This is a genomic window from Pseudomonas oplopanacis, from assembly GCF_057128725.1.
The window spans coordinates 247331-273059 of the sequence record NZ_JBSKHV010000006.1 but is presented as its reverse complement, the minus strand read 5'-3'; the positions used below and the strand labels follow the sequence as shown (position 1 = coordinate 273059).

Annotated in this window: 28 protein-coding genes; 11 read left to right on the top strand and 17 right to left on the bottom strand. The window is 57.5% G+C overall.

The annotated features are described in order from the left end of the window. Nucleotides 1-139: 139 nt before the first annotated feature. From ACWKV5_RS15235 to ACWKV5_RS15200, 8 genes are all read right to left on the bottom strand, one after another. Nucleotides 140-874 carry an amino acid ABC transporter ATP-binding protein gene (locus tag ACWKV5_RS15235; protein ID WP_123434954.1) on the bottom strand — a complete coding sequence of 245 codons (735 nt, stop codon included), beginning with the start codon at nt 872-874 and terminating at the stop codon, nt 140-142. Next, entirely contained in the window at nt 871-1542 is a 672-nt protein-coding gene (locus ACWKV5_RS15230; protein WP_483841934.1) for an amino acid ABC transporter permease, read from the bottom strand. Before ACWKV5_RS15230 ends, ACWKV5_RS15235 begins: the two co-directional genes overlap by 4 nt. Further along, complete coding sequence (locus ACWKV5_RS15225; protein WP_483841884.1) at nt 1542-2288, bottom strand: amino acid ABC transporter permease; 747 nt, start codon at nt 2286-2288, stop codon at nt 1542-1544. The genes ACWKV5_RS15230 and ACWKV5_RS15225 overlap by 1 nt, the downstream gene beginning before the upstream one ends. A 193-nt stretch (nt 2289-2481) precedes the next feature. After that, nucleotides 2482-3396 (bottom strand): glutamate/aspartate ABC transporter substrate-binding protein, encoded by a 915-nt coding sequence (locus tag ACWKV5_RS15220; protein WP_483841883.1) that lies wholly within the window; start codon nt 3394-3396, stop codon nt 2482-2484. Nucleotides 3397-3738: 342 nt separating this feature from the next. Then, nucleotides 3739-5277, bottom strand: a complete 1539-nt coding sequence (gene glpD, locus ACWKV5_RS15215; protein WP_483841882.1) for a glycerol-3-phosphate dehydrogenase — start codon at nt 5275-5277, stop codon at nt 3739-3741. Between the two features lie 320 nt (nt 5278-5597). Then, nucleotides 5598-6353, bottom strand: a complete 756-nt coding sequence (locus ACWKV5_RS15210) for a DeoR family transcriptional regulator (RefSeq protein ID WP_007943555.1) — start codon at nt 6351-6353, stop codon at nt 5598-5600. Nucleotides 6354-6447: 94 nt separating this feature from the next. Beyond that, the gene (gene glpK, locus ACWKV5_RS15205) at nt 6448-7953 is read right to left on the bottom strand and encodes a glycerol kinase GlpK (RefSeq protein ID WP_483841881.1); all 1506 of its coding nucleotides are present in this window, start codon (nt 7951-7953) and stop codon (nt 6448-6450) included. 74 nt (nt 7954-8027) lie between these two features. After that, nucleotides 8028-8879 (bottom strand): MIP/aquaporin family protein, encoded by an 852-nt coding sequence (locus ACWKV5_RS15200; protein ID WP_483841880.1) that lies wholly within the window; start codon nt 8877-8879, stop codon nt 8028-8030. A 371-nt stretch (nt 8880-9250) separates the two neighbouring features. Between ACWKV5_RS15200 and ybaK the strand changes: the two genes are divergently transcribed. After that, nucleotides 9251-9721, top strand: a complete 471-nt coding sequence (gene ybaK / locus ACWKV5_RS15195; RefSeq protein ID WP_123434948.1) for a Cys-tRNA(Pro) deacylase — start codon at nt 9251-9253, stop codon at nt 9719-9721. Nucleotides 9722-9736: 15 nt separating this feature from the next. After that, a complete protein-coding gene (locus ACWKV5_RS15190) occupies nt 9737-10519 on the top strand; it encodes a PhzF family phenazine biosynthesis protein (RefSeq protein WP_483841879.1) in 783 nt (260 codons plus the stop codon). Between the two features lie 53 nt (nt 10520-10572). On the opposite strand, the gene ACWKV5_RS15185 is transcribed toward ACWKV5_RS15190, so the two are convergent. Then, on the bottom strand, nt 10573-11682 hold the full coding sequence (locus ACWKV5_RS15185) for an ABC transporter ATP-binding protein (RefSeq protein WP_483841878.1): 1110 nt from the start codon (nt 11680-11682) through the stop codon (nt 10573-10575). Next, the gene (gene argF, locus ACWKV5_RS15180; RefSeq protein ID WP_483841877.1) at nt 11679-12599 is read right to left on the bottom strand and encodes an ornithine carbamoyltransferase; all 921 of its coding nucleotides are present in this window, start codon (nt 12597-12599) and stop codon (nt 11679-11681) included. The genes ACWKV5_RS15185 and argF overlap by 4 nt, the downstream gene beginning before the upstream one ends. Nucleotides 12600-13060: 461 nt before the next feature. Here argF and ACWKV5_RS15175 point away from each other — a divergent pair, with 461 nt between their 5' ends. From ACWKV5_RS15175 to grxD, 5 genes are all read left to right on the top strand, one after another. Continuing rightward, nucleotides 13061-13267, top strand: a complete 207-nt coding sequence (locus ACWKV5_RS15175) for a hypothetical protein (RefSeq protein ID WP_140668357.1) — start codon at nt 13061-13063, stop codon at nt 13265-13267. Next, complete coding sequence (locus tag ACWKV5_RS15170) at nt 13257-13583, top strand: hypothetical protein (protein ID WP_483841876.1); 327 nt, start codon at nt 13257-13259, stop codon at nt 13581-13583. The genes ACWKV5_RS15175 and ACWKV5_RS15170 overlap by 11 nt, the downstream gene beginning before the upstream one ends. Nucleotides 13584-13665: 82 nt before the next feature. Next, the gene (locus tag ACWKV5_RS15165) at nt 13666-13956 is read left to right on the top strand and encodes a hypothetical protein (protein ID WP_483841875.1); all 291 of its coding nucleotides are present in this window, start codon (nt 13666-13668) and stop codon (nt 13954-13956) included. 134 nt (nt 13957-14090) lie between these two features. After that, entirely contained in the window at nt 14091-16196 is a 2106-nt protein-coding gene (locus ACWKV5_RS15160) for a molybdopterin oxidoreductase family protein (RefSeq protein WP_483841874.1), read from the top strand. A gap of 97 nt (nt 16197-16293) precedes the next feature. Then, nucleotides 16294-16635 carry a Grx4 family monothiol glutaredoxin gene (gene grxD / locus ACWKV5_RS15155; RefSeq protein WP_007943565.1) on the top strand — a complete coding sequence of 114 codons (342 nt, stop codon included), beginning with the start codon at nt 16294-16296 and terminating at the stop codon, nt 16633-16635. 85 nt (nt 16636-16720) lie between these two features. Here grxD and bfr read toward each other — a convergent pair whose 3' ends face one another. Beyond that, on the bottom strand, nt 16721-17197 hold the full coding sequence (bfr, locus tag ACWKV5_RS15150; protein WP_046026484.1) for a bacterioferritin: 477 nt from the start codon (nt 17195-17197) through the stop codon (nt 16721-16723). Nucleotides 17198-17395: 198 nt separating this feature from the next. Next, nucleotides 17396-17614, bottom strand: a complete 219-nt coding sequence (locus ACWKV5_RS15145; protein ID WP_007943567.1) for a bacterioferritin-associated ferredoxin — start codon at nt 17612-17614, stop codon at nt 17396-17398. A 314-nt stretch (nt 17615-17928) separates the two neighbouring features. Here ACWKV5_RS15145 and ACWKV5_RS15140 point away from each other — a divergent pair, with 314 nt between their 5' ends. Further along, entirely contained in the window at nt 17929-18531 is a 603-nt protein-coding gene (locus ACWKV5_RS15140; RefSeq protein ID WP_483841873.1) for a peroxiredoxin, read from the top strand. A 74-nt stretch (nt 18532-18605) separates the two neighbouring features. Here the strand turns inward: ACWKV5_RS15140 and rnt are convergent, their stop codons facing one another. Together rnt and pyrC are read right to left on the bottom strand one after the other, a co-directional pair. Next, the gene (rnt, locus tag ACWKV5_RS15135; RefSeq protein ID WP_027922845.1) at nt 18606-19283 is read right to left on the bottom strand and encodes a ribonuclease T; all 678 of its coding nucleotides are present in this window, start codon (nt 19281-19283) and stop codon (nt 18606-18608) included. After that, the gene (gene pyrC, locus ACWKV5_RS15130) at nt 19280-20326 is read right to left on the bottom strand and encodes a dihydroorotase (protein ID WP_483841872.1); all 1047 of its coding nucleotides are present in this window, start codon (nt 20324-20326) and stop codon (nt 19280-19282) included. Before pyrC ends, rnt begins: the two co-directional genes overlap by 4 nt. Before the next feature lie 159 nt (nt 20327-20485). On the opposite strand from pyrC, the gene ACWKV5_RS15125 reads away from it, so the two are divergent. Both ACWKV5_RS15125 and ACWKV5_RS15120 read left to right on the top strand, forming a co-directional pair. Further along, a complete protein-coding gene (locus ACWKV5_RS15125) occupies nt 20486-21394 on the top strand; it encodes a flagellar protein MotY (protein ID WP_483841871.1) in 909 nt (302 codons plus the stop codon). A gap of 129 nt (nt 21395-21523) precedes the next feature. Further along, the gene (locus ACWKV5_RS15120; protein ID WP_027922848.1) at nt 21524-22741 is read left to right on the top strand and encodes an argininosuccinate synthase; all 1218 of its coding nucleotides are present in this window, start codon (nt 21524-21526) and stop codon (nt 22739-22741) included. Nucleotides 22742-22895: 154 nt separating this feature from the next. On the opposite strand, the gene ACWKV5_RS15115 is transcribed toward ACWKV5_RS15120, so the two are convergent. Beyond that, entirely contained in the window at nt 22896-23501 is a 606-nt protein-coding gene (locus tag ACWKV5_RS15115) for a hypothetical protein (RefSeq protein WP_483841870.1), read from the bottom strand. A 592-nt stretch (nt 23502-24093) separates the two neighbouring features. On the opposite strand from ACWKV5_RS15115, the gene ACWKV5_RS15110 reads away from it, so the two are divergent. Continuing rightward, nucleotides 24094-24720, top strand: coding sequence for a response regulator (locus ACWKV5_RS15110; RefSeq protein WP_483841869.1), 627 nt, complete (start codon nt 24094-24096; stop codon nt 24718-24720). Nucleotides 24721-24802: 82 nt separating this feature from the next. On the opposite strand, the gene ACWKV5_RS15105 is transcribed toward ACWKV5_RS15110, so the two are convergent. Further along, on the bottom strand, nt 24803-24982 hold the full coding sequence (locus tag ACWKV5_RS15105) for a PA3496 family putative envelope integrity protein (RefSeq protein ID WP_007898493.1): 180 nt from the start codon (nt 24980-24982) through the stop codon (nt 24803-24805). Between the two features lie 106 nt (nt 24983-25088). Continuing rightward, on the bottom strand, nt 25089-25727 hold the full coding sequence (gene nth, locus ACWKV5_RS15100) for an endonuclease III (RefSeq protein ID WP_483841868.1): 639 nt from the start codon (nt 25725-25727) through the stop codon (nt 25089-25091). Between the last annotated feature and the right edge of the window lie 2 nt (nt 25728-25729).

Here is a 25729-nt window from a genome sequence, read left to right as displayed (position 1 = left end):
AACACTTGCTAGGCAATCACAGCCGGCCCCTTGTGGGAGCGAGCCTGCTCGCGAAAGCGGTGGTTCAGTCAACGTCGATGTTGACTGATAAGCCGTCTTCGCGAGCAGGCTCGCTCCCACATTTGGGGAGCGGTGTTGCTTAGTGCTGCAAAATCTTGTTGAGGAAGTGCTGTGTCCGCTCGGCACGGTGGCTGATGTCGCCGAAGAACTCTTCTTTCTGGCAGTCCTCGATGATTTTGCCCGCGTCCATGAAGATCACCCGGTCCGCCACTTTGCGGGCGAAGCCCATTTCGTGGGTCACACACATCATGGTCATGCCTTCGTGGGCCAGTTGCACCATCACGTCGAGCACTTCGTTGACCATTTCCGGGTCGAGCGCCGAGGTCGGTTCGTCGAACAGCATGACGATCGGGTCCATCGCCAGCGCACGGGCAATCGCCACGCGCTGTTGCTGACCACCGGAAAGCTGACCCGGATGCTTGTGCGCATGGGCCGACAGCCCGACGCGCTCAAGCAGTTGCAGGCCTTTCTTGGTGGCTTCTTCCTTGCTGCGGCCCAACACCTTGATCTGCGCGATGGTCAGGTTTTCGGTGATGGTCAGGTGCGGGAACAGTTCGAAATGCTGGAACACCATGCCCACGCGCGAACGCAGTTTCGGCAGGTTGGTCTTCGGGTCGGCGATGGACGTGCCATCGACCACGATGTCGCCCTTCTGGAACGGTTCCAGCGCGTTGACGCATTTGATCAGGGTCGATTTGCCGGAACCGGACGGCCCGCACACCACGATCACTTCGCCTTTTTTGACCTCGGTGCTGCAATCAGTCAGTACCTGGAAGTCGCCATACCACTTGTTGATGTTCTTGATAGAGATCATACGGCAAACCTTTTTTGCAGACGCTTGACCAGCAGCGAGGCGGCAAAGCTGATTGTGAAGTACACGAGACCTGCGAAGACCAGGAACTCATTGGAGCGACCAATAATGTCGCCACTGGCACGCGAAGCATTGAGGAAGTCCACCAGGCCGACCGCGTAGACCAGCGAGGTGTCCTGGAACAGGATGATGCTTTGTTGCAGCAACAGCGGGGTCATCTTGCGGAACGCTTGCGGCAGGATGATCAGACGCATCATCTGGCCGTACGTCATGCCCAGTGCCTGGGCTGCGCCCATCTGGCCCTTGGGAATCGACTGCACGCCGGCCCGGACGATTTCGCAGAAGTACGCGGCTTCAAACATCATGAAGGCCACGATGCACGAAGCGAACGCGCCGATCGGGGTGTCTTCGCCGGTGATCCAGCGCAGTACGAACGGCACCGCCAGGTAGAACCAGGTGATCACGAGCAGCAGCGGGATCGAGCGGAAGTAGTTAACGTACGCGCCGGCCAGGTTCGACAGCAGTTTGCTGTGGGACAGACGGCACAGCGCCAGGATGGTGCCGAGGATGATCCCGCCGATCACGCCCAGCGCCATCAGTTGCAGGGTCATGACCATGCCGTTCCACAAGCCCGGCAGGGACGGGATGATGCCCGAGAAGTCGAAATCCATCATTTACCCCCTACGGAGATCAGGCCCGGTACGGCGACTTTCTTCTCGACCATGCGCATCAGCAGCATCAGGCTCATGTTCAGGGTGAAGTAGATCAGGGTGGCCAGGGTGAACGCCTCGAACAAGTTGGCGGAGAACTCGGCGGTCTGTTTGGTTTGCGCGAGCAGCTCCATCAGGCCGATCAGCGAGGCCACGGACGTGTTCTTGAACACGTTGAGGAATTCCGAGGTGAGCGGCGGAATGATGATCCGGTAGGCCTGGGGCAGCAGCACGTTCCAGTAGATCTGCGGCAGCTTGAAGCCCATGGCGCGGGCCGCGGCTTCCTGGCCTTTGGGCAGGGCCTGGATACCGGTGCGCACTTGTTCGCAAACGCGAGCGGTGGTGAACAGGCCCAGGCAGACGACGACGCTGAGGAAAGCCGAAGTGGTCGGGTTGAGGTCCTGTTTGTACCAGTCCTGCAGGTTTTGCGGCAGCAGATCGGGTACCAGGAAGTACCAGATGAACAGCTGAACCAGCAGCGGCACGTTACGGAAGAGTTCGACGTAGCAGGTCGCGATGCCCGATACGATGCGATTCGGCACGGTGCGCATGACGCCCAGAATCGAGCCCAGTGTCAGGGCAATGATCCAGGCCACGATGGCGATGGCAATGGTCCAGCCCAGACCGGTGATGTACCAGTCGAGATAAGTCTCGCTGCCAACGCCGGTGGACTTGAAGAACACGCCCCAGTCCCAGTTGTAATTCATTAGGGTCTCCCCTCAGATCGATCGATGTACAAGTGCCCGCCTGGGGAAGCTCCGTTCCCGCCCAATCATGACGATCAGGCACACACGAGCGGCTCGACAGCCACCGGTTCGAGTGTTTCCAAAAATGCCAGCAGGGAGTGACAAACTCCTGGGAGGGCAGCGGCCCTCTCAGGAGATAAGGGTAGTCAGAAAATCAGGACTTCTTGTCGTCAGCCGCTTTATCGGTCGGATTGGCGATCAGGGCCTTGAGCTCGTCGCTCATCGGGAAGTTCAGGTTCAGGCCTTTTGGCGGGATCGGAGCCATGAACCATTTTTCGTAGATCTTGTTGATCTCGCCCGACTTGTAAGTGGCGACGATGGCGTCATCCACAGCCTTTTTGAACGGCTCGTCGCCCTTGCGGACCATGCAACCGTAGATTTCGTAGGACTGTGGCGTACCGGTGACGGCCCAGTCATCGGCTTTCTTGGCTTTGGCAGCTTCGCCGGCCAGCAGGGCGTCGTCCATCATGAAGGCAACAGCGCGGCCCGATTCCAGCATCTGGAAGGACTCGCCGTGGTCTTTGGCGGAGATGACGTTCATGCCCATTTGCTTGTCGGCGTTCATCGACTTGAGGATGCGCTCGGACGTGGTGCCCGCGGTGGTCACGACGTTCTTGCCTTTGAGGTCGGTGAAGTCTTTGTACGGCGAATCTTTCTTGGACAGCAGACGGGTGCCGATCTCGAAGATGCCGACGGAGAAGTCAACTTGCTGCTGACGCTCGACGTTGTTGGTGGTGGAGCCGCACTCGACGTCCACGGTGCCGTTCTGCACCAGCGGGATACGGGTTTGCGAGGTCACCAGGTTGTATTTGACCTGAAGGTTCGGCATGTCCAGGTCTTTCTTGATGGCTTCAACGATTTTCAGCTGCAGATCGTGGGAGTAGCCAACCGGTTTGCCGGAAGCGTCCGCGATGTAGGAAAACGGAATGGAAGCATCACGATGCCCGAGGGTGATGACACCGGACTCTTTGATCTTTTTCAGGGTGCCGGTGAGTTCGGCGGCGAAAACCGGAGTGCTGATCAGAGCGGCAGCAATGGCTGCGCCCAGGATATGGGGAACGATGCGCATCAAATTTTCCTCGACATTGTTTTTCTTATGGAGCCAGTTCGTCGGCCCTTTTGTGCTTCGAATCCCGGTGTACTCCTGAGGAGGTGCAACAGGCATTCGTCGAAGAAGTGTAGAGCATGACTCGTGCCAGGCCAGGCGTGATAGATCAACGTGTTGATTTATAAGGGTATTAAATATTTATGGCGTTATTTTTCGCGAGGAAAAATCCGGTTAACCGAATCGACTGACGGGTCGCGTTCGGAAAACCGAATGAGATCTCAGGCCTGACAGGTGGTGGCTGGGGGAAAGTAAAAAGCCCCTGAATCTCTCGATTCAGGGGCTTTGCTTTAACCGGCTTCCCGATCAGGCCGCTTCGATCTTGCTGCGATTCTGTTCAACCTTGCTCAGGTAATCCGCCAGCTTCTGCTGTTCGGCCGGGGTGGTGAACAGCCCGAGCTTGCTGCGACGCCACAAAATATCGTGAGCGGTGGTCGCCCACTCATCGCTGCACAGGTAATCGACTTCGCGGGTGTAGAGCCCGCCGCCGATATGTTCACCCATGTCACTGAGGTTCTGTACGCCTTCGAGCATGCGCCAGGTGCGGCTGCCATAAGTAGTGGCCCAGCGGCGGGCGATTTCGGTCGGTACCCAGTCGTACTTGTCGCGGATCAAAGCGCATAAGGCTTGCGGGGTGGTCATGTCTTCGCCACCCGGCAGCGTGGCGCTGGCGGTCCAGCTTGGCTTGATGTGCGTGAAGTACGGTGCCAGTTGTGCCAGCGCCGACTCGGCCAGTTTGCGGTAGGTGGTCAGCTTGCCGCCGAACACCGACAACAATGGCGCTTCTTCGCCAGTGCCCGACAGCGCCAGGGTGTAGTCGCGGGTGACGGCCGACGGGTTGTCGGATTCGTCGTTGCACAGCGGGCGAACGCCGGAATAGCTGTGCAGGATATCGTCGCGGCTGATCTGCTTCCTGAAGTGGGCGTTGACCACTTTCAGCAGGTAGTCGGTTTCGCCTTCGGTGATTGCCACTTTGGCGGGATCGCCGGTGTACTCACGGTCGGTGGTGCCGATCAGGGTGAAATGGTTCAGGTACGGAATGGTGAAGACGATGCGCTGATCTTCGTTTTGCAGAATGTGCGCGTGTTCGCCTTCGTACAGCTTCGGCACGATCAGGTGGCTGCCCTGGATCAGGCGGATACCGTATGGCGATTCCATCTTCAGGTCGTCACGAATGAACTTGGCCACCCACGGGCCGGCCGCATTCACCAGGGCCTTGGCGCGGATCGAAAACAGGCTGCCATCGGCACGCTCCAGGTGCAGGTGCCACAGGCCTTTGGTGCGACGAGCGCTGACACAACGGGTCTGGGTGTGAACGTGGGTGCCTTTTTCGCGGGCGGCCATGGCGTTCAGCACAACGAGGCGCGCGTCATCGACCCAGCAATCGGAGTATTCGAAGCCTTTGGTTATTTCGCTTTTCAGTGCGCTGTCCGCACCGAACTTCAGGCTTTTCGAACCTGCCAGTTTTTCCCGTTTGCCGAGGTGGTCATACAGGAACAGGCCGGCGCGAATCATCCACGCCGGGCGCAAGTGGGGGCGATGCGGCAACACGAAGCGCATCTGCTTGACGATGTGCGGCGCCTTGGCCAACAGCACTTCGCGCTCGGCGAGGGCTTCGCGCACAAGGCGGAATTCGTAATGTTCGAGGTAGCGCAGGCCACCGTGGATCAGCTTGCTGCTGGCCGAGGACGTGTGGCTGGCCAAGTCGTCCTTTTCACAAAGGAACACCGAAAGACCGCGGCCGGCGGCATCCGCTGCGATCCCTACGCCATTGATCCCGCCACCGATGACGGCGATGTCGTAGACCTCAGCGAGAGGGGGCGTAGGCAAGGTGGAAGTGGGCATCGGCTGGCCTCGGTGCTTGTTTTATGTATTTGAATTCGAACATTAATGTTCATTTGCGAAAATGGTAGCCCATAAAGACGCCCACAGCCAGCTAACTTCGATTGAAAAAACTGATCGAAGGGCGGTTAAAGGAAAATTTTCGAACATTGAATGAAGGGGGTGCTGACCTTTGTGGCGAGGGAGCTTGCTCCCGCTGGAGTGCGCAGCACTCCCAAAAAGGGGATGTGGTTTACCTGGCAGGCCGCATTGTCTGGTTTTGGGCGGCTTCGCCACCCAGCGGGAGCGAGCTCCCTCGCCACAGGGGAGCTGCTTCTGAAGGACTAAACGACTTCGAGTCGAATCTTGTGCTGACTCAACAACTGCGCCAACGCCGGCACCGGCGGCTGGTCGGTGACCAGGCAATCGATCAGGCTGATCGGCCCCAAACGAATCATGGCGTTGCGCCCGAATTTGCTGGAGTCCGCCGCCAGAATCACCTGCCGCGCATTGGCGATGATCGCCTGCGACACCCGCACTTCCTGATAGTCGAAGTCCAGCAGGCTGCCGTCTTCGTCGATGCCGCTGATGCCCACCAGCGCAAAGTCGACTTTGAACTGGTTGATAAAGTCGACACTCGCCTGACCGACCACACCGCCATCGCGCCGCACGTTGCCACCGGTCAGCAGAACGTCGAAGTCGTCCTTGGCGCTGAGCATCGAGGCCACGTGCAGGTTATTGGTGATGATTTTCAGGTGATTGTGGTTGAGCAGCGCCCGGGCAATCGATTCGGTGGTGGTACCGATATTGATGAACAGCGAGGCGTGATCGGGAATCTGGGCTGCAATGGCTTCACCGATACGCTGTTTCTCATCGCGCATCTGGTCGGCGCGCATGGCGTAGGCGGTGTTTTCGACACTGGAATCGTAGGCCGCGCCGCCATGGTAGCGACGCAACAGATTGGCTTCCGCGAGCTGATTGATATCGCGGCGGATGGTTTGCGGTGTGACGACGAACAGCGTGGCCATTTCCTCGATACTGACGTAACCGCGTTCGCGAACCAGCTCGAGGATTTGCTGCTGACGGGGAGGCAGATTCATGGGGCTTCCTTTGGGCTGCCGTGCAAAATTTGCCCATGATGCCGCAGGAATCCGCTCCCGACCAGTTACAACCTATTGCGAACCTGTTGTTGGCTTATTCAGCGCCTTCATGCGGTTCCCAATCGCGGGTGCGGCTGACGGCTTTTTTCCAGCCGGCGTAGAGTTTTTCCTTCGCGGCTTCGTCCAGGGTCGGTTCGAACTCGCGCTCGATCACGGCCTTGCCGCGCAGTTCTTCCAGGCTACCCCAGAAGCCACACGCCAGGCCGGCCAGGTAAGCGGCGCCGAGTGCGGTGGTTTCACGCATTTGCGGACGTTCGACCTGAGTGCCGAGGATGTCGGCCTGGAATTGCATCAGGAAGTTGTTCGCTACCGCGCCGCCATCCACGCGCAGGGCTTTGAGGCGTTCGCCGGAATCCTGTTGCATGGCGTCGAGCACGTCGCGGGTCTGGTAGGCAATCGATTCCAGGGCGGCACGAATGATGTGGTCCACGCGCACGCCCCGGGTCAGGCCGAACAGGGCGCCACGGGCATACGGGTCCCAGTACGGCGCGCCCAGGCCGGTGAAGGCCGGCACGAGGTACACGCCGTTGCTGTCCTTGACCTTGTTGGCGAAGTATTCGGTGTCATGGGCGTCGTTGATGATTTTCAGTTCATCACGCAGCCACTGAACCGTGGAACCGCCGTTGAATACCGCGCCTTCCAGCGCATACGCCACTTCGCCGCGTGGGCCGCAAGCGATGGTAGTCAGCATGCCGTGCTTGGATTTCACCGCTTTGTCGCCGGTGTTCATCAGCAAGAAGCAGCCGGTGCCGTAGGTGTTTTTTGCCTGGCCGGGCTCGACGCACATCTGGCCGAACAGCGCGGCTTGCTGGTCACCGGCAATACCGCCGATGGCGATGCCGCTTTTGGTGTGGCCGTAGATTTCCGAAGACGACTTGACGGTTGGCAGCATTTCGCGCGGGATATCCAGCACCTCCAGCATCTTCGCGTCCCACTCCAGGGTGTGGATGTTGAAGAGCATGGTGCGCGAGGCGTTGGTGTAGTCGGTGACGTGGACTTTGCCGCCGGTAAATTTCCAGATCAGCCAGCTGTCGACGGTGCCGAACAGCAGCTCGCCGTTGCGCGCACGCTCGCGGCTGCCTTCGACGTTGTCGAGGATCCACTTGAGCTTGGTGCCGGAGAAGTACGGGTCGGTGACCAGGCCCGTGGTGTCGCTGATGTATTGCTCGTGACCGTCGCGCTTGAGTTGCTGGCAGATCTCGGTGCTGCGCCGGCACTGCCAGACGATCGCGTTGTAAATCGGGCGGCCGGTGGTCTTGTCCCAGACCACGGTGGTTTCGCGCTGGTTGGTGATGCCGATGGCCGCGACCTGGTCGTGATGCAGGCCGGCTTGTGCCAGGGCCTCGACCATCACGGCGCTTTGGGTGGCGAAGATTTCCATCGGGTCATGTTCGACCCAACCGGCTTGCGGGTAATGCTGGGCAAATTCGCGCTGGGCGGTGCAGACCACGTTCGCATCGCGGTCGAAAATGATCGCGCGCGAGCTGGTCGTACCCTGATCGAGGGCAATGATGTAGTTCTTATTCTGAGTGTCGGTCATGTCGATTGCCTTGGACGAAATTAGGGAGTGAGGTCAGGCGCGCGCCACAGGGGCAGGGTCACGCGCCTACGGTATCAAGAAGTTCTTGGTTTGCCGTCAATGGCCGGTGTTGCTTCCTTTGTAGCAGGTGTGGCGCTGGGCAGATGACGGGCAATCAGCCCGCGATAGGCGGCAGCACCGAGGCAGGCACCGACAATCGGTGCAAAAACAGGAATCAGGAAATACGGGATATCACGCCCGCCGGTGAAGGAAATTTCACCCCAGCCCGCGAAGAAAGTCATCAGCTTCGGTCCGAAATCACGCGCCGGGTTCATCGCGAAACCAGTCAGCGGGCCCATCGAGCTGCCGATCACGGCAATCAGCAGGCCGATCAGCAGCGGCGCCATTGGCCCGTTGGGCAGACCGTTGTTGTCATCGGTCAGGGACATGATCACGCCCATCAGGATCGCGGTGATGATCACTTCCACCAGGAATGCCTGGGCTGTGGTCAGGGCCGGATTGGGGAAGGTCGAGAACACCGACGCCAATTCCAGGCTGGCTTGAGTGCCGCGGACCATGTGGTGGGTTTGTTCGAAATCGAAGAAGAGATTGCTGTACAGCGTGTAGACCAACAGTGCGCCGCAGAAGGCGCCCGCCACTTGGGCGAGGATGTAAAACGGCAATTTACGCTTTTCGAAGTCAGCGAAAATGCTCAGGGCAATGCTCACGGCAGGATTGAGGTGCGCCCCGGAAATCCCGGCAGTCAGGTAGATCGCCATGCTGACGCCGACGCCCCAGATGATGCTGATTTCCCACAAGCCAAAGCTGGCACCCGCGACCTTGAGCGCGGCAACACAACCGGTCCCGAAAAAGATAAGCAGGGCAGTGCCCAGGAACTCGGCCATGCATTGGCTCGAGAGCGACGGTTGTTGTAAAGCAGTTGTCATTGAAAACCTCAATTGTTTTTGTTGTCTGGCGCTTTTTTCATCATGGTCGAAGCGCGATTTTCACCAAGGCAGGATCCCCATCCTGGTCTTGGTTTACTGCCGGGTGCTGCTGTAGGACTTTCGTGCTGTATTCAGATTCGAAAAAATATAGACAAGAAACACTGCTGTCAAAGGTCGAAAGTGAACTGTCGGTCACAATCAAACTATTAGTCAGGTGAATGATCGTATTGTTCACGCAGTGGTTTCTGCACGGACGAACGGTAAAAGTCGGCGCGAGCCCTTTAAAACAGGGCCGCAATAGAGCCTTTTGCGAGGCAATGTCCTAGAATTCAGCGCAAGATTCTTCTTCTGCCGCTCAGTCTGGAACTGTCATGACCCCCGCATTGGATTTGTTGAAAAAAGTTCGAGCCGAACATCGCGTGCACAGTTACGAACATGACCCCAAGGCCGCGTCCTATGGATTGGAGGCAGCGGAAAAGCTCGGGCTCGACCCGGCGCAGGTGTTCAAGACCTTGCTGGCGGCCAGTGAAAAAGGTGAATTGCTGGTAGCGGTGGTACCGGTCGTCGGGAGTCTGGACTTGAAGCATCTGGCGCATGCGGCGGGAGTGAAAAAAGTCGAAATGGCCGATCCGGCGGCTGCGCAGCGAGCGACGGGGTATCTGTTGGGCGGAATCAGTCCGTTGGGGCAGAAGAAGCGTTTGCGTACCTTCATCGATAATTCGGCTCAGCCTTTCGCCAGCATTTTTGTCAGTGCCGGTCGACGGGGTCTGGAAGTGGAGTTGGCGCCGGCGGTACTGGCTGAGCACACTCAAGCGAAATTCGCCGATATCGGCCGCGCTTGAATCAGGGAGATGGTCATGCAGCTTGAATTTCACCAGGTCGACGCGTTCAGTGATCGGCCGTTCAGTGGCAACCCGGCGATGGTCTATCGGCTCGATGCCTGGCTCGCCGATGAGTTGATGCAGAAAATCGCCGCCGAACACAATCTCGCCGAAACCGCCTTTGTCGTGCGCGAAGGGCAGGGGTGGCACATTCGCTGGTTTACCCCGACCACCGAGGTGCCGTTGTGCGGCCACGCGACGCTGGCCAGCGCTTATGTGTTGTTTGAAGTCTATAAAGAACCCGCCGAACGCCTGGACTTCATTTGCAAGTCCGGCCCGTTGAGTGTGAGCCGCGAAGGTGAGCGTTTGTGGCTGGACTTCCCGGCGATCACGCCCTCAGAAGTGGGTGTCACCCTGGATGTCGAGCGCGCCCTGGGCGTCGAAGTGGTCGATGTGCTGGGTTCAAACGAGTTGTTTGTGGTGCTGGAGTCGGAACAGGCTGTGCTTGATTGCCAGCCAGACATGGCCGCATTGGCGAAGCTGCCGTGGCCCGGGGCGATCGTGACCGCCAAAGGCAACAAGCATGATTTTGTCTCCCGCTATTTCGCGCCAGCGATTGGTATCAACGAAGACCCGGTGACTGGCTCGACCCATTGCAGCCTGATTCCGTATTGGTCGAAACGGCTGGGTAAAACGAGCCTGACCGCGTATCAGTGTTCGAAACGCGGAGGGGAGTTGTTCTGTCGGTTGGAAGGTGATCGGGTGAAGATTGGCGGGAATGCGACGCTCGTTGCGAGCGGCACGCTGAAATTGGCCTGACGCAAAACAACTGTGGGAGCGAGCCCTCGCCACAGGGGCTCGCTCCCACATTGTCAGTTGGCGTTGCTGTAGCGGCGCACGCCCGATTCGACGACCGGGATCTGCGCGGCAATGCTGCCAGACGCCTGAAACAGCACCAGGTGATCAGCCGCCACACGAATACCAACGTCAGCACCGACCTGATGATCCGCATGGCTCGGGAAAATCGATTCCAGTTGTGCCCCGGTTGGCATCTGCAACCGATACAACGTCGACGCGCCCTGGAACGACTTGCCGACAATTCGCGCCTTCAACGAGCTGTCCGGCGCATAGACGATATCGTCCGGGCGCAACAACACGTCCACCGCACCACCCATCGGCCAGGTGTAAGCCCGATTGCCGCGCAATTCACCCAGCTCGGTCTGCACCGATTCCGGGCTGCTCAACTGACCACGGATGAAGTAACCCTGGCCAATGAAGCTGGCCACGAACGGTGTCTGCGGTTCGTGATACAGGTTGTAAGGCGTGTCCCACTGTTCCAGCCGACCTTCCTTGAACACGCCAACATGATCGCTGACGGCAAACGCTTCTTCCTGGTCGTGGGTCACCAGAATCGCGCTGGTGCCACGGGCCTTGAGAATGTCACGCACTTCATGGCTGAGCTTGCGTCGCAGTTCGCCATCAAGGTTGGAAAACGGTTCGTCGAGCAGCAGCAGTTGTGGTTCCGGCGCCAATGCCCGGGCCAGTGCAACACGCTGCTGCTGGCCGCCGGACAGTTCATGCGGGAAGCGCTTGCCGAGGTTCTTCAGGTTTACGAGTTCCAGCAGCTCCTCGATGACGCGATCCTTTTGCGGATGCTTGCGGATCCCGAAGGCGATGTTCTCGGCCACGCTCAAATGCGGAAACAGCGCGTAATCCTGGAACACCATACCGATCCGGCGTTTCTCCGGGGCGAGGGTGAAACCGGCGCGGGAAATGGTCTCGCCGGCCAAGGTGATTTCACCTTCGTGCACCGGTTCGAAACCGGCAATCGCCCGCAACGTGGTGGTTTTGCCGCAGCCCGAAGAGCCAAGCAAGCAACCGATGTCACCGGCATTCAAATGCAGGTTGAGGTTCTGCACGACCCGCTGGTCTTGATAGCCGCAGGCGAGGTTGCGCAGATTAAGCAGTAATGGCTGGCTCATGCGTGGTGATACGCCGGCTCGACGAGAAATTCGAGCAGGGCCTTTTGTGCATGAAGACGGTTTTCGGCTTGATCCCAGGCGACCGAGCGTTTGTCGTCGAGCAGGTCGACGCTGATTTCTTCGCCGCGGTGGGCCGGCAGGCAGTGCATGAACAGCACGTCGTCCGCAGCCAGGTCGAGCAGAGCACGATTGACCTGGTAGGGCGCGAACAGCTTCAGGCGCTTGGCGGTTTCTTCTTCCTGGCCCATGGAGGTCCAGACGTCGGTGCTCACCAGATGGGCGCCGCGTACGGCTTCCTTTGGATCGCGGACAATGGTCACGCGATTGCCGGCCTTGGTCACGAAATCAGGGTTGGGTTCGTAACCTTCAGGACAGGCAATGCGCAGCTGGAAGTCGAACTGGATCGCCGCTTCTATATAGCTGTTGCACATGTTGTTGCCGTCGCCGATCCAGGCCACGGTCTTGCCCTGGATCGAACCGCGATGTTCGAGGAAGGTTTGCATGTCGGCCAGCAACTGGCACGGGTGCAGGTCGTCGGACAGGCCGTTGATCACCGGCACACGGGAGTTGGCGGCGAATTCGGTCAGGGTGCTGTGGGCAAAGGTTCGGATCATCACGGCGTCGAGCATGCTCGACATGACGATCGCGCAGTCGCCGATCGGCTCGCCACGGCCCAGTTGCGTGTCGCGCGGCGAAAGGAAGATCGCCTGGCCGCCGAGCTGGATCATGCCGGCTTCGAACGAGATCCGGGTACGGGTCGAGGACTTCTCGAAAATCATCCCCAGGACGCGGTTTTTCAAAGGCTCGAACAGTACGCCGCGGTTACGCAGGTCCTTGAGCTCAACGCCTCGACGGATCACGCTGACCAGCTCTTCGGGCGTGCAATCCATCAGGGAGAGAAAGTGCCTTGCGCTCATCATTGACTACCTTTTTGCTACAAACCGCAGATGCTCAAAGCCTTGTTTAACGGAACAACGGGCGAGACCTGCGGCGTAAGCCGCACGGGGCGACGAAATAGGGGAAGGCGCGATCTTATAATTAAATGTCGCGTCTTACCAATAGGGGGCTCATTTTTACCACTTCGACAGGTTGCAGCGCTGCAACCGTTCTATGCAAACGATGAATTTTTGATCCTCGTCGCTCAGCATTTGTACACGGTGCCCAAGTGGGTATGCAACCACCCCTTTGATCAGGCTCGCGCATTGAACGCGCGCGTCTGCCCTGGGGTTGTGCGCCGAAGATGGCTTGTTTTCTCAGGGGCTGCGTTGTCTGTTGTTACGGTTTAGCGTGCGGGAATCAGACGGTACTCAGGTAATCTGCGCCTCGTTGCGTAATGTCGACTGAATCAAGTCAAACACTCCCAAGGAGGGACCCCCGTATGTCGATCAATAAAACCGGATACGCAGGCCTGACACGGCTTCGTCGGGTCTCTCCGGCGTTTGATATGGCAGTGCTGTCCACGGTCATGGGCTTCGCGATTATCGCCAGCACGATTTATCCCGGTGTTCCGAGCGCCGTGGTGGGGGCTATCGTCGGTGCTTTTATTGGTGTGAAGAATTTCAAGGACGACACGAGTGCAGATTGATTCGACCCAGTGTTTGGTAGTGGGTGGATTGATCGCAACGGGCATTTATCTGGGGGCTTCACTGCTCTACCGATCAACGCCTGACCTTAAGCATGGCGCTGCGTTGGTGGTTGCGTGGTTTACCGTGGTAAGCGTTGTCGATATTGCGTTGCAGGTCTATCAAGCGGAACCTCATCAACTGGGCATCCTGGCAAACCAGAAAGCAATCATCCTGATCGGCTCTGGAATCATGCTTTGGTTGGCCGTCGGAGGTATCTGGACGGCATTGATTTCACCTCTCAAGAAGAAAGCGTTGAAGGCTTCTGCGTCCCGGTAAAGTCCGGGTCAGGCCTGAAACATTTGCTAATGCAAAGTGCTGGGTTATAACTACCTGACGAGTGACGCAGGAAGCCTTCGAAATGGAATCGAAAGAACAGCTGTTAATGGATTTACTCGGCCTCACGGCCCGCTCGCTGACCCACCTCACCGCCTCAATGACCTCGATGTGCTTCGAGCTGATGCGCAGTGAGGACGAAGTGACCAAAGCCGCCGGTCGACGGATGATTGATCGCATGGCGACCATCAGCACCGGGCTCGACGAGCATTGGCGACTGATCGGCGAGCTCACCGGGGTGCATGTTCCCCAGGAGCAGGTCGAAACCCTTCAGGAAGTCCAGTTGCAGGCGCCACCCCGGTTGCCGCCGAACTGAGTGCACACGGCCATCGGCTGGCCTGATGGACGCCGATTCACAAGACGAACGTCGCTGGCGCAGGAGCCAGTCTGGCGCCATAGTTTTGATCCCGCGGCCGATATTGCCCGCCCAGAACAAGACAGAGACGGGCCATGACCAAGACTCTCCATCACCGTGCGTGCCACTTGTGTGAAGCCATTTGCGGCCTGACTATCGAAACCACCGAAGCCGACGGCGCGGTGCAGATCACCTCGATCAAGGGCGACCCGCTGGATACGTTCAGCCGTGGACACATCTGCCCCAAGGCGGTGGCCCTGCAAGATATTCAGAACGATCCCGATCGTCTGCGGCAGCCGATGCTGCGAGTGGGCAGCGAATGGCAGCCTATTGCGTGGGAAGACGCCTTCAGCCTGGTAGCCGAACGCCTCGCGGCGATTCAGGAACGTCACGGGCAGAACGCGGTGGCGGTGTATCAAGGCAACCCCAGCGTGCATAACTACGGGTTGATGACCCACAGTAATTATTTCCTTGGCTTGCTGAAAACCCGTAACCGTTTTTCCGCGACGTCGGTCGATCAGTTGCCGCATCACCTGACCAGTCATTTGATGTACGGCCACGGCTTGCTGTTGCCGATTCCGGACATCGATCACACCGATTTCATGCTGATCCTGGGCGGTAACCCGCTGGCTTCAAACGGCAGCATCATGACCGTGCCGGATGTGGAAAAACGCCTGAAGGCGATTCAGTCCCGGGGCGGCAAAGTAGTGGTGGTCGATCCGCGTCGCAGCGAAACCGCCGCGATGGCCGATCAGCACCTGTTCGTGCGTCCCGGTGGCGATGCGGCGTTGTTGTTCGGGCTGCTCAATACCTTGTTCACTGAAAACCTGACGCGTGAGAGTCATTTACCGGTCGACGGTCTGGATGACGTGCGCCAGGCCATCGCCACGTTCACCGCCGAAGCCATGAGCCCGTTGTGCGCCGTGCCGGCCGAACAGATCCGCCAACTGGCCCGGGATTTTGCGGCGGCGCCGACAGCCGTGTGTTACGGCCGCATGGGCGTCTCGACCCAGGCGTTCGGTACGCTGTGCCATTGGCTGGTGCAACTGATCAATCTGGTCACCGGCAACCTCGATCGCGTCGGCGGTGCGCTGTGCACCGAACCGGCAGTGGACCTGGTGGCGTCGACCTCGGGAGGGCATTTCAATCGGTGGCAAAGCCGAGTGTCCGCACGTCCGGAGTACGCCGGCGAGTTGCCGGTGTCGGCGCTGGCTGAAGAAATGCTCACCGAAGGGGAGGGACAGGTCCGCGCGCTGATCACCGTCGCCGGCAACCCGGTGCTGTCGACACCCAATGGCCGGCAACTGGAACAGGCGTTGGATGGCCTGGAGTTCATGGTCAGCGTCGACCTGTACATCAACGAAACCACGCGCTATGCCGACCTGATCCTGCCGTCGACCTCGGCGCTGGAAAACGATCACTACGACACGACGTTCAACATGTTCGCGGTGCGCAACGTCACGCGTTTCAACCGGGCGATTCTGGCCAAGCCTGAAGGCGCACTGCATGACTGGGAGATCTTCGTCGGCCTGGCCAAGGCGTTTGCGGCGAAGACCGGGAAGGAACTGAAACCGACAATTGCGCCCGCGCAAATGATCGACCTTGGCTTGCGGATGGGGCTGTATGGCGATGCGTCGGAACACAAGCTGTCGCTCGCCACGCTGTTTGATCATCCGCATGGCGTCGATCTGGGCGCGTTGAAATCCAACCTCACGCCACGCCTGAAAACCGCCAATCAGCGCATACAGGCAGCGCCGCCGGCGATCCTTGCCGACCTCGCGCGTTTCGCCGCGCTACAAGCACCAGCCGCGGATCAATTGCTGATGATTGGCCGTCGTCATGTGCGCAGCAATAACTCGTGGATGCACAACTATCACCGTCTGGTGAAGGGCAAGCCGCGCCATCAACTGCTCATGCACCCGGACGATTTGTCCAGTCGCGGGCTCAGCGACGGGCAGCGTGTGCGGGTGAGTTCCCGGGTCGGGATGATTGAAGTGGAAGTGGTCGCCAGCTTCGACATGATGAAAGGTGTGGTCAGCCTGCCGCACGGTTGGGGGCATGCGCGGCCGGGTGTGCAGATGACAATTGCCAGTGGCCAGCCGGGATCCAGCGCCAATGACCTGACCGATGAATGTCAGCTCGACGAGCTGTCAGGGAATGCGGCGTTGAACGGCGTGCCGGTCACCGTGGCGGCGGCGTGATCGTGTCTGTCGGGGAGACCGAGCATGGCGCTCGGGTTTCCGTTACAATGCGCCACCGTGCCGACCTCTGAGTCGGAAAGTTCAGCCGAGGTGCTTCATGGATATCATCGAAACGATTAAAGAGCAGATTGCTAACAACACCATTCTGCTTTACATGAAAGGTTCGCCGAATGCCCCGCAGTGTGGCTTCTCCGCGAAAGCCGCGCAGGCCGTGATGGCATGTGGCGAAAAGTTTGCGTACGTGGACATCCTGCAGAACCCGGAAATCCGCGCCAACCTGCCAAAATACGCCAACTGGCCAACCTTCCCGCAACTGTGGGTCGGTGGTGAGCTGGTCGGCGGTAGCGACATCATGACTGAAATGGCTGCTGACGGTTCGTTGCAGACCACGATCAAAGCCGCTGTTGAAGCGGCAGCTGCCAACAAGACCGAAGCTTGATTCGATCTTTGTAGGCAATAAAAAAGCCCCGCCTCTTTAAAAGAGTGCGGGGCTTTTTACTGTCTCGAGTTTAGCGTGCGCTGACTTACTCGTCTTCGCCCATCTGCGATTGCAGATAGTTCTCAAGACCGACTTTATCGATCAGGCCCAGTTGGGTTTCGAGCCAGTCGATATGTTCTTCCTCGGACTCGAGAATGTCTTCGAGCAGTTCGCGGCTACCGAAGTCGCCGACCGTTTCGCAATGAGCGATGGCGACTTTCAGATCGGCATGGCCGATGCGTTCGATACGCAGGTCGCACTCAAGCATTTCCTTGGTGTGCTCGCCGATGTGCAACTTGCCCAGGTCCTGGACGTTCGGCAGGCCTTCAAGGAAAAGGATGCGCTTGATCAGCTTGTCCGCGTGCTTCATCTCGTCGATGGATTCGTGGTACTCGTGCTTGCCCAGCTTGTTCAGGCCCCAATCTTCATACATGCGCGCATGCAAAAAGTATTGATTGATCGCGACCAGCTCATTGGCAAGGATCTTGTTGAGATGCTGGATGACTGTAACGTCGCCTTTCATGATGGGGTCCTGCCCTGAGTAGCTGTCTATAGGGCAGAGTTTGAGCCGCGTATGTAATAGTGTCAAACCTAAGTTATTGAAACTTATATGAAAATTAATCGGAATAAGAATGTTTGTGTTCCGCGTCTAGAGCGTAAGCGGTTGATTTTCAGACATAAAAAAACCGGACATCAAGTCCGGTTCTTTGAATCAGGGTCTTTACGCGGCAGTAAATTCTACCGGGAAAGGAATGGCTGCCTGGGCCGATTGCAATTTGGTCAGGGTTTCGCGAACCACTTCCTTTGCAAGGCAGGCGCATTTGCCGCATTGGCTGGCAACGCCGGTGGCCTGACGGACTTCCTTATAGCTGCAGCAACCTTCATAGATTGCATCGCGGATTTGACCGTCGGTGACGCCAGTGCAGAGGCAGACATACATAAGTGAAAACCGTCGCTGGTTGTGACTCAATTGCGATGGATCTTAATGTTAACGAGAATGATTGTCAAAGTGGTTTCTGAAAGCTTTGCGTTATAAGCGGGCGTGACCGACGAACGGTTTTCATTCAGGCAATCTGCCAGTAACGGTCTCGATGGCAATTTTTATCCTCCTGCAAAAAACCGTTGAGGACAGCCTAAAAACGCCGTGTATGATGGTCGGTCCTTTGAAGGGGGATCGTGTCACAGGGCTGTCGCCTGAGGGTGGCAGGCTGATGCGAATCCAGTTCTTCACGTTAATAGACCAGGAGATATCCAATGAGCGTACTCGTAGGCAAACAAGCCCCGGACTTCACCGTTCCAGCCGTCCTCGGCAATGGCGAAATCGTAGACAGCTTCACCCTGTCGTCGGCCATCAAAGGCAAATACGGCCTGGTGTTCTTCTACCCACTGGACTTCACCTTCGTTTGCCCGTCCGAGCTGATCGCTCTGGACAACCGCATGGCTGACTTCAAGTCCCGCAACGTTGAAGTGATTGCCGTGTCGATCGACTCGCACTTCACCCACAACGCCTGGCGCAACACCCCGGTGAACAATGGCGGTATCGGCCAGGTTCGCTACACCATGGCTGCCGACATCAAGCAGGAAATCATGAAGGCCTACGACGTTCAGTCCGCTGACGGCGTTGCTTTCCGTGGCGCATTCCTGATCGACGACAAAGGCGTTGTCCGCTCGCAGATCATCAACGACCTGCCGCTGGGCCGTAACATGGAAGAGCTGATCCGTCTGGTCGACGCTCTGCAATTCCACGAAGAGCACGGCGAAGTTTGCCCTGCCAACTGGAAAAAAGGCGACAAAGGCATGAACGCTTCGCCAGAAGGCGTTGCTGCTTACCTGACCGAGCACGCTGCGGCGCTGTAAGCCCAAGCGTCAGGCATAAAAAAACCGGCCTCAGTGGCCGGTTTTTTTATGCGCGGGGATTAATCAGCGACAGATCAGTCGTTGAAATCTTCCCAGCCGCCCATTTGTTTCCAGCGATTGACGATGCCGCAGAACAGCTCCGCGGTCTTCTCGGTGTCATAACGAGCCGAGTGGGCCTCGCGACCGTCGAAGTCGATATCCGCCGCCTGACAGGCCTTGGCCAGTACAGTCTGACCGTAAGCCAGGCCGGCAAGGGTCGCGGTGTCGAAGCTGGAGAACGGATGAAACGGGTTACGTTTCATGTCCAGGCGTGCGACCGCAGCGTTGAGGAAGCCCAGGTCGAAGCTGCTGTTGTGGCCGACCAGAATCGCCCGTTTGCAGCCGTTGGCTTTCAGAGCCTTGCGGATGCCGCGGAAAATATCGGTCAGCGCCGCTTCTTCACTCACTGCCATGCGCAGCGGGTGATCGAGTTTGATCCCGGTGAACTCCAGCGCCGCTGCTTCGATGTTCGCGCCTTCAAAAGGCTCTACACGGAAGAAGTAGGTGTGATCGGGGTACACAAACCCTTTCTCGTCCATGGCGATGGTGGTTGCAGCAATTTCCAGCAGGGCGTCGGTGGCCGAGTTGAAACCACCGGTTTCTACGTCGACGACAACCGGCAGGTAGCCACGAAACCTGGCAGCCATTGGATGACGAGGACCGCCTCCACCGCCTTGACCGTCCTGTTCGTCGTCGAAATGGTCTTCACTCACGCGTGTTCCTCCAGCAGGCGCCAGCGCAGTTTTTCACCGGCGCGCAGCGGGATAACGGTCAACTCGCCAAATGGCAGGCTGGTTGGGGCGGTCCACTCATCGCGGACCAGGGTAATGCGGTCGGTGTTCGCTGGCAGGCCATAGAAGCGTGGGCCGTTGAGGCTGGCGAAGGCTTCGAGCTTGTCCAGCGCGTTGCGTTGTTCGAACGCTTCGGCGTACATCTCGATGGCCGCATACGCGGTGTAGCAACCGGCGCAGCCACACGCGGCTTCTTTGGCGTGCTGGGCGTGGGGGGCCGAGTCGGTGCCCAGGAAGAATTTTTCGCTGCCGCTGGTGGCGGCGTCGAGCAGGGCTTCCTGGTGCGTATTGCGCTTGAGAATCGGCAGGCAATAGAAGTGCGGCCGAATCCCGCCCACCAGCATGTGGTTGCGGTTGTACAGCAGGTGATGCGCGGTGATGGTGGCGCCGACGTTGGCCGAAGCCTCGTTGACGAACTGCACGGCATCGGCGGTGGTGATGTGTTCAAACACCACTTTGAGCGTCGGGAAACGCTCGACCACACGGCGCATGTGCTCATCGATGAAAAATTTTTCGCGGTCGAACACGTCGACATCGCCACGAGTGACTTCACCGTGAATCAGCAGAGGCATCCCGACGTCGGCCATGGCCTCTAGCGCAGGGAAGATCTTGTCGATGCTGGTTACGCCAGAATCCGAGTTGGTGGTCGCGCCGGCAGGGTACAGCTTGGCGGCGTACACGAAACCGCTGGCCTTGGCCTCGCGAATTTCTTCGGGCTGGGTGCGGTCGGTCAGGTAAAGCACCATCAACGGTTCGAAGCGACTGCCGGCCGGGCGTGCAGCGAGGATTCGCTGGCGATAGCCGTCGGCTTCAGCGGCGTTACGCACCGGAGGTACCAGGTTGGGCATGATGATGGCGCGACCAAAGGTGCGCGCAACATCCGCAACGGTATTGGTCAACACGGCACCATCGCGAAGATGAATGTGCCAGTCGTCGGGACGCAGTAGGGTCAGGCGGTCGGACATGAGGGGATTCCAGGCGGGTCAAACTCAGGGGAATGCTACCGGAAAAGACTCTTGCAGGCACTCGCTATCAAGTTTTGCAGGAACCTACCGATATGAATCAGGTATGCCGGAAACATGCGTGTGTCGGTCTTTTTGTTGTAGAAGCCAGTGGAGCCTCCCGTGCGCCAGCGTTATTTAGCCTTGCTCAGTGTGTTTGCCAGCCTTCCTGCGATGGCGCTCACTTTCCAGACGCGTCTGGAGAGCATCGAGTGGACGGTCGAAGGTGACAAGTTCGAATGCCGCCTGACTCAACCGATCACCGATTTCGGCTCGGGTGAATTCGTACGCCGTGCCGGTGAACAGGCGATATTTCGCCTGAATACCTACAACGCGATGATCGGTGGCGGTTCGGCAACCTTGCTGGCCGCCGCCGCGCCGTGGCAACCGGGGCGTGGCGACATCAATCTGGGCTCGGTACGCCTGGGCAGCGGTAATGTGCTGTTCAACAGCTCGCAAGCGCAGGCCGGGCGCCTGATCAGTGGCTTGATCGACGGCCGCAGTCCGGTGATCCGGCATGCCTCCGGTGATGGCCGGGTGTCGGAAGTGCGACTGTTGCCGGTCAAGTTCAGCAAGGCATTCAACGATTACCAAAGCTGCGTGGCGAAACTGCTGCCGAAGAATTTCGAACAGGTCAAACAGTCCGAGATCACCTTCACGGGTGCTGAAGGCATCGATCTTGATGCGCACGCCAAGGCGCAGTTGCAAGTGATGCTGGAGTTCATGAAGGCCGATCCGTCGGTCAATCACATCGAGCTCGACGGGCACTCCGACAACAGCGGCAATCGCCTGGCCAACCGTGAACTGTCGCGCCGCCGCGCATTGGCGGTGATGGATTACTTCAAGGCCAACGGCATTCAGGAATCGCAGATCACCATGCGCTTCCACGGTGAGCGTTACCCTGTGGCGCCCAACACCACCGCCGTCAACCGTGCGAAGAATCGCCGGGTTGCCGTGCGTCTGGAACGCGTTGCGCCGACCGAGAAAGTCGCGCCTCAAGTCGCTTCTGGTAATGCAGCAGCCACTTCCTGACTTGCCGGTCATCGTCGCGCTCTCGATAGATTCTGTCGCTTCGTCGTCATAAGCTGTCGCGCCACTGTAAATTATTTCGTATGACCGGTAGACTTCACGGCTTTCCGTAGAACCCCGTGGAGTGATGGCATGGCGGACGTAAACAAGGTCGTTCTGGCGTATTCCGGCGGCCTGGACACTTCGGTGATCCTCAAGTGGCTGCAGGATACTTATAACTGTGAAGTGGTGACCTTCACCGCTGACCTGGGTCAGGGCGAAGAGGTTGAACCGGCGCGCGCCAAGGCACAGGCCATGGGCGTCAAAGAGATCTACATCGACGACTTGCGCGAAGAATTCGTGCGTGATTTCGTTTTCCCGATGTTCCGCGCCAACACCGTTTACGAAGGCGAGTACCTGCTGGGTACTTCCATCGCTCGTCCGTTGATCGCCAAACGCCTGATCGAAATCGCCAACGAAACCGGCGCTGACGCCATTTCCCACGGCGCCACCGGCAAGGGCAACGACCAGGTTCGTTTCGAACTGGGCGCGTACGCCTTGAAGCCAGGTGTGAAAGTGATTGCTCCGTGGCGCGAGTGGGACCTGCTGTCCCGTGAAAAGCTGATGGATTACGCTGAAAAGCACAACATCCCGATCGAGCGTCACGGCAAGAAAAAATCCCCGTACTCGATGGATGCCAACCTGCTGCACATCTCCTATGAAGGCGGCGTGCTGGAAGACACCTGGACCGAGCACGAAGAAGACATGTGGAAATGGACCGTCTCCCCGGAGAACGCTCCAGACAAGCCGCAATACCTGGAACTGACCTACCGTAATGGCGACATCGTTGCACTGGACGGCGTCGAAATGACCCCGGCCACCGTGCTGGCGACCCTGAACCGTATCGGTGGTGAACACGGTATCGGCCGTCTCGACATCGTCGAAAACCGTTACGTGGGCATGAAGTCCCGTGGCTGCTACGAAACTCCTGGCGGCACCATCATGCTGCGCGCTCACCGTGCGATCGAATCGATCACCCTGGACCGCGAAGTGGCTCACCTCAAAGACGAGTTGATGCCCAAGTACGCCAGCCTGATCTACACCGGTTACTGGTGGAGCCCTGAGCGTCTGATGCTGCAACAGATGATCGATGCGTCCCAGGCCCACGTGAACGGCGTTGTTCGCCTGAAGCTGTACAAGGGCAACGTGATCGTGACCGGTCGCAAGTCTGACGAATCGTTGTTCGATGCCAACATCGCGACTTTCGAAGAAGACGGCGGCGCTTACAACCAGGCCGATGCGGCTGGCTTCATCAAGCTCAACGCCTTGCGTATGCGCATTGCCGCGAACAAAGGCCGCAAGCTGTTCTGAGCCTTTTGAGCGGGTAATAGAAGTGTGGCCTTGTCGGTGACAAGGCCACACCTCGAAAGGGGGATGTTCTGCCTGGCATTCATTGAGCATTCAGTTTTTTCTTGATGCCCGTTACACCTTCCTGCTGTTTTTCTCTCCTTGTGCTCTTCAAGAGCTATCTGCCGGTCTCTGCCGGATAAAACGTTTGCCCAATGATTGTCAGCGCTTGAGAGCTGGAATTAAAAGCAACGCAGAAGATGGAGCCGCTGCGCTTCTTTGTCAGTTTCGAATGCTTGAGCACGCTTTCTTTCAGCGATGTCTCCGAGTCTGCGCACGTGAGAAATACGATCACTTGCGCGAGGTTTTTCTGTGGAAGCTGAATGCTCTCCAGCAGCGAGCTGAACGCCAATGGCTGACCCGTCAAGCGTGCATCGACGATGTGCAGATCCTTCAGCCTTTCAGGCAGGCAAACGTAATGCCGGGCCGGAAGATTAGGTGGGGAGGGAGTATTGTCCTTGCGACCAGCGCTTTTCATGACTGTCAAAAAATCCTCGCCCTTTTCAAAATCAGAAGGCGCGTAAAGCGATCGATAGTTGAAGTTAAGGGTCGCGAAGAACAGGAAAAGCAAATAAAACGGAAAGCTGATCAGAAACCAGATATAGAGCGCTCGTTCTTCATCGTCGAGAAAGGGCAGTGACACGGCCGCCGATGCTTCAGACAGTGTTGCGAATATTGCAATGATAGTCATGGGGTTCGTAATTTTGCTTTTTAGTTTTATCATATTCTTTGCTCATTATGGTTTTAACTTTTGCTCGATGGGTTGAAGAGTTGTTTGTTGGGTGGTTGGTTATATCGTATGAAGGCTGTTAGTGATTTAACTTGGTGAGTCTCCACTTTGGGATTGTGTTTTTTTGGGGGGGATAGAGTAGCGTTATTGTTTGTATGTGAGTTGGGCGGGGCGTGTTTTACTGGAGAATATTGTGCGGTTGTCTGGTTTTTAAGTGTGTCCTTAAATAAGCGGTTAGCTGTTTCTGAAGGTGACGTTTTTTTGTGTAAGGCTTTTTATCGGTGGGGCGTGTCTTGCTTGTTTTAAGCGTAGCTCAGTCCAGGTTTGTTGTCGGAGGCGCGTGCGTGATGGATTGCGATTTTTTTTTGCCGTAATTCGATACAGAAAAATTTCCGGAAGGCCGACTGCGCGAAGTTTAATACCACGCAGGATGCAATTTGTTTTAAGAAATTTGTAGGACTAATCTTTTAAATTTGTAAGAAATGTCTCTGGCTGTGGGTGGCCGAGGGGGGCGGCATGCCATGGATGAAGCGACTAGGCTATTGTGCGGTCTCTAAAAATTCGAACAGCGAAATTGGACTTGCCCATGAATAAAGTGCTGATCGTGGATGATCACCCCGTCATTCGTCTTGCGGTACGTATGCTAATGGAGCGCCATGGCTACGAAGTCATTGCAGAAACAGATAACGGCGTGGACGCATTACAACTTGCCCGCGAACTTATGCCGGACATTGTAATTCTGGATATTGGAATACCCAAGCTGGATGGGCTGGAGGTCATTGCTCGACTGACATCGACGACGATGCCACTTAAAGTGCTGATATTGACTTCACAGGCGCCGGGGCATTTTTCCATGCGTTGCATGCAGTCGGGGGCTGCCGGCTATGTGTGTAAACAGCAGGACCTGACTGAATTGCTCAGTGCGATAAAAGCCGTGCTGTCAGGCTACAGTTACTTCCCGAATCAAGCGTTGCATACCGTGCGGTCAAGTCTTGGTAATGCCAGTGAAGCCGACATGGTGGATCGATTGTCCGGGCGCGAAATGATGGTTTTACAACAGTTGGCCAGAGGAAAGACCAATAAGGAGATTGCCGATGGAATGTTTCTCAGCAATAAAACCGTCAGTACCTACAAAACCCGCCTGTTGTTGAAGCTCAATGCGCGCTCCCTGGTCGATCTGATCGAACTGGCTCAACGCAATGGCCTGGTATAAGTACCACCCACGTCTGATGAAGCCATCCTCATCAGCGATTGGCGCTTAGTAAAAAGCCTCCGTTTCGGGAGGCTTTTAGGTGTTACAGGTCAAAATCATAATCGGCCAATTGCTTTTGCAGTCGGCGCTCCTCCAGCAAATTGTCGATGGTGCGACGTTTGCTCAGGTTGGTCTTTGCCACTTCTACCACCGGTTCCGCGTCATCGGCCTCAACGGGTGTGAAGTCGTCTTCTACGTCCAATTGCTCTTTGCCAGTGCTCATAGGTCAACTCCAGGCTAAGACTGCCTTTGGCGCCCCTTATATCGACAATCGCCCGGCGGGTAAAAAAGATTTTTTCAATCGATACATCAATAATTTTAATAGTGCCTCAATCGTCCGAAGTCTTTTGCTTGTATTCGCACAAGTCCTCGATCCGGCAGCTGCCGCAGCGGGGCTTGCGGGCCAGGCAAACGTAGCGCCCGTGAAGGATCAGCCAGTGATGGGAGTCGAGCAGGTATTGCTTGGGTACAAACTTCATCAGTTTCTGCTCAACCTCGACGACATTCTTGCCGGGAGCAATGCCAGTGCGGTTGCTGACCCGGAAGATATGGGTGTCCACGGCCATGGTCAGTTGGCGAAAGGCGGTATTGAGCACCACGTTCGCCGTCTTGCGGCCGACGCCAGGGAGCGCTTCCAGTTCCTCGCGGGTTTGCGGGACTTCGCCGCCATGGCGCTCCACCAGCAAGCGACAGGTTTCGATCACGTTTTTCGCTTTGCTGTTGAACAGGCCGATCGTCTTGATGTATTCCGACAGCCCTTCGACGCCCAGCGCGTGGATCGCCGCCGGAGTGTTGGCCTCGGGATAGAGTTTGGCGGTGGCCTTGTTGACGCCGACATCGGTCGATTGAGCGGAAAGAATGACGGCAATCAGCAATTCGAAGGGTGACGAATAGGCCAGTTCAGTCTTGGGTTCCGGGTTGTCTTCGTGAAACCGGCGGAAAATTTCCAAACGTTTTGCGGCATTCATGG

Excerpts from the sequence above, each read along its gene's own strand:
- ACWKV5_RS15235 (WP_123434954.1), bottom strand. The coding sequence starts at position 874 with ATGATCTCTATCAAGAACATCAACAAGTGGTATGGCGACTTCCAGGTA.
- ACWKV5_RS15230 (WP_483841934.1), bottom strand. The coding sequence starts at position 1,542 with ATGGATTTCGACTTCTCGGGCATCATCCCGTCCCTGCCGGGCTTGTGG.
- ACWKV5_RS15225 (WP_483841884.1), bottom strand. The coding sequence starts at position 2,288 with ATGAATTACAACTGGGACTGGGGCGTGTTCTTCAAGTCCACCGGCGTT.
- ACWKV5_RS15220 (WP_483841883.1), bottom strand. The coding sequence starts at position 3,396 with ATGCGCATCGTTCCCCATATCCTGGGCGCAGCCATTGCTGCCGCTCTG.
- glpD (WP_483841882.1), bottom strand. The coding sequence starts at position 5,277 with ATGCCCACTTCCACCTTGCCTACGCCCCCTCTCGCTGAGGTCTACGAC.
- ACWKV5_RS15210 (WP_007943555.1), bottom strand. The coding sequence starts at position 6,353 with ATGAATCTGCCTCCCCGTCAGCAGCAAATCCTCGAGCTGGTTCGCGAA.
- glpK (WP_483841881.1), bottom strand. The coding sequence starts at position 7,953 with ATGACCGACACTCAGAATAAGAACTACATCATTGCCCTCGATCAGGGT.
- ACWKV5_RS15200 (WP_483841880.1), bottom strand. The coding sequence starts at position 8,879 with ATGACAACTGCTTTACAACAACCGTCGCTCTCGAGCCAATGCATGGCC.
- ybaK (WP_123434948.1), top strand. The coding sequence starts at position 9,251 with ATGACCCCCGCATTGGATTTGTTGAAAAAAGTTCGAGCCGAACATCGC.
- ACWKV5_RS15190 (WP_483841879.1), top strand. The coding sequence starts at position 9,737 with ATGCAGCTTGAATTTCACCAGGTCGACGCGTTCAGTGATCGGCCGTTC.
- ACWKV5_RS15185 (WP_483841878.1), bottom strand. The coding sequence starts at position 11,682 with ATGAGCCAGCCATTACTGCTTAATCTGCGCAACCTCGCCTGCGGCTAT.
- argF (WP_483841877.1), bottom strand. The coding sequence starts at position 12,599 with ATGAGCGCAAGGCACTTTCTCTCCCTGATGGATTGCACGCCCGAAGAG.
- ACWKV5_RS15175 (WP_140668357.1), top strand. The coding sequence starts at position 13,061 with ATGTCGATCAATAAAACCGGATACGCAGGCCTGACACGGCTTCGTCGG.
- ACWKV5_RS15165 (WP_483841875.1), top strand. The coding sequence starts at position 13,666 with ATGGAATCGAAAGAACAGCTGTTAATGGATTTACTCGGCCTCACGGCC.
- ACWKV5_RS15160 (WP_483841874.1), top strand. The coding sequence starts at position 14,091 with ATGACCAAGACTCTCCATCACCGTGCGTGCCACTTGTGTGAAGCCATT.
- grxD (WP_007943565.1), top strand. The coding sequence starts at position 16,294 with ATGGATATCATCGAAACGATTAAAGAGCAGATTGCTAACAACACCATT.
- bfr (WP_046026484.1), bottom strand. The coding sequence starts at position 17,197 with ATGAAAGGCGACGTTACAGTCATCCAGCATCTCAACAAGATCCTTGCC.
- ACWKV5_RS15145 (WP_007943567.1), bottom strand. The coding sequence starts at position 17,614 with ATGTATGTCTGCCTCTGCACTGGCGTCACCGACGGTCAAATCCGCGAT.
- ACWKV5_RS15140 (WP_483841873.1), top strand. The coding sequence starts at position 17,929 with ATGAGCGTACTCGTAGGCAAACAAGCCCCGGACTTCACCGTTCCAGCC.
- pyrC (WP_483841872.1), bottom strand. The coding sequence starts at position 20,326 with ATGTCCGACCGCCTGACCCTACTGCGTCCCGACGACTGGCACATTCAT.
- ACWKV5_RS15120 (WP_027922848.1), top strand. The coding sequence starts at position 21,524 with ATGGCGGACGTAAACAAGGTCGTTCTGGCGTATTCCGGCGGCCTGGAC.
- ACWKV5_RS15115 (WP_483841870.1), bottom strand. The coding sequence starts at position 23,501 with ATGATAAAACTAAAAAGCAAAATTACGAACCCCATGACTATCATTGCA.
- ACWKV5_RS15110 (WP_483841869.1), top strand. The coding sequence starts at position 24,094 with ATGAATAAAGTGCTGATCGTGGATGATCACCCCGTCATTCGTCTTGCG.
- ACWKV5_RS15105 (WP_007898493.1), bottom strand. The coding sequence starts at position 24,982 with ATGAGCACTGGCAAAGAGCAATTGGACGTAGAAGACGACTTCACACCC.
- nth (WP_483841868.1), bottom strand. The coding sequence starts at position 25,727 with ATGAATGCCGCAAAACGTTTGGAAATTTTCCGCCGGTTTCACGAAGAC.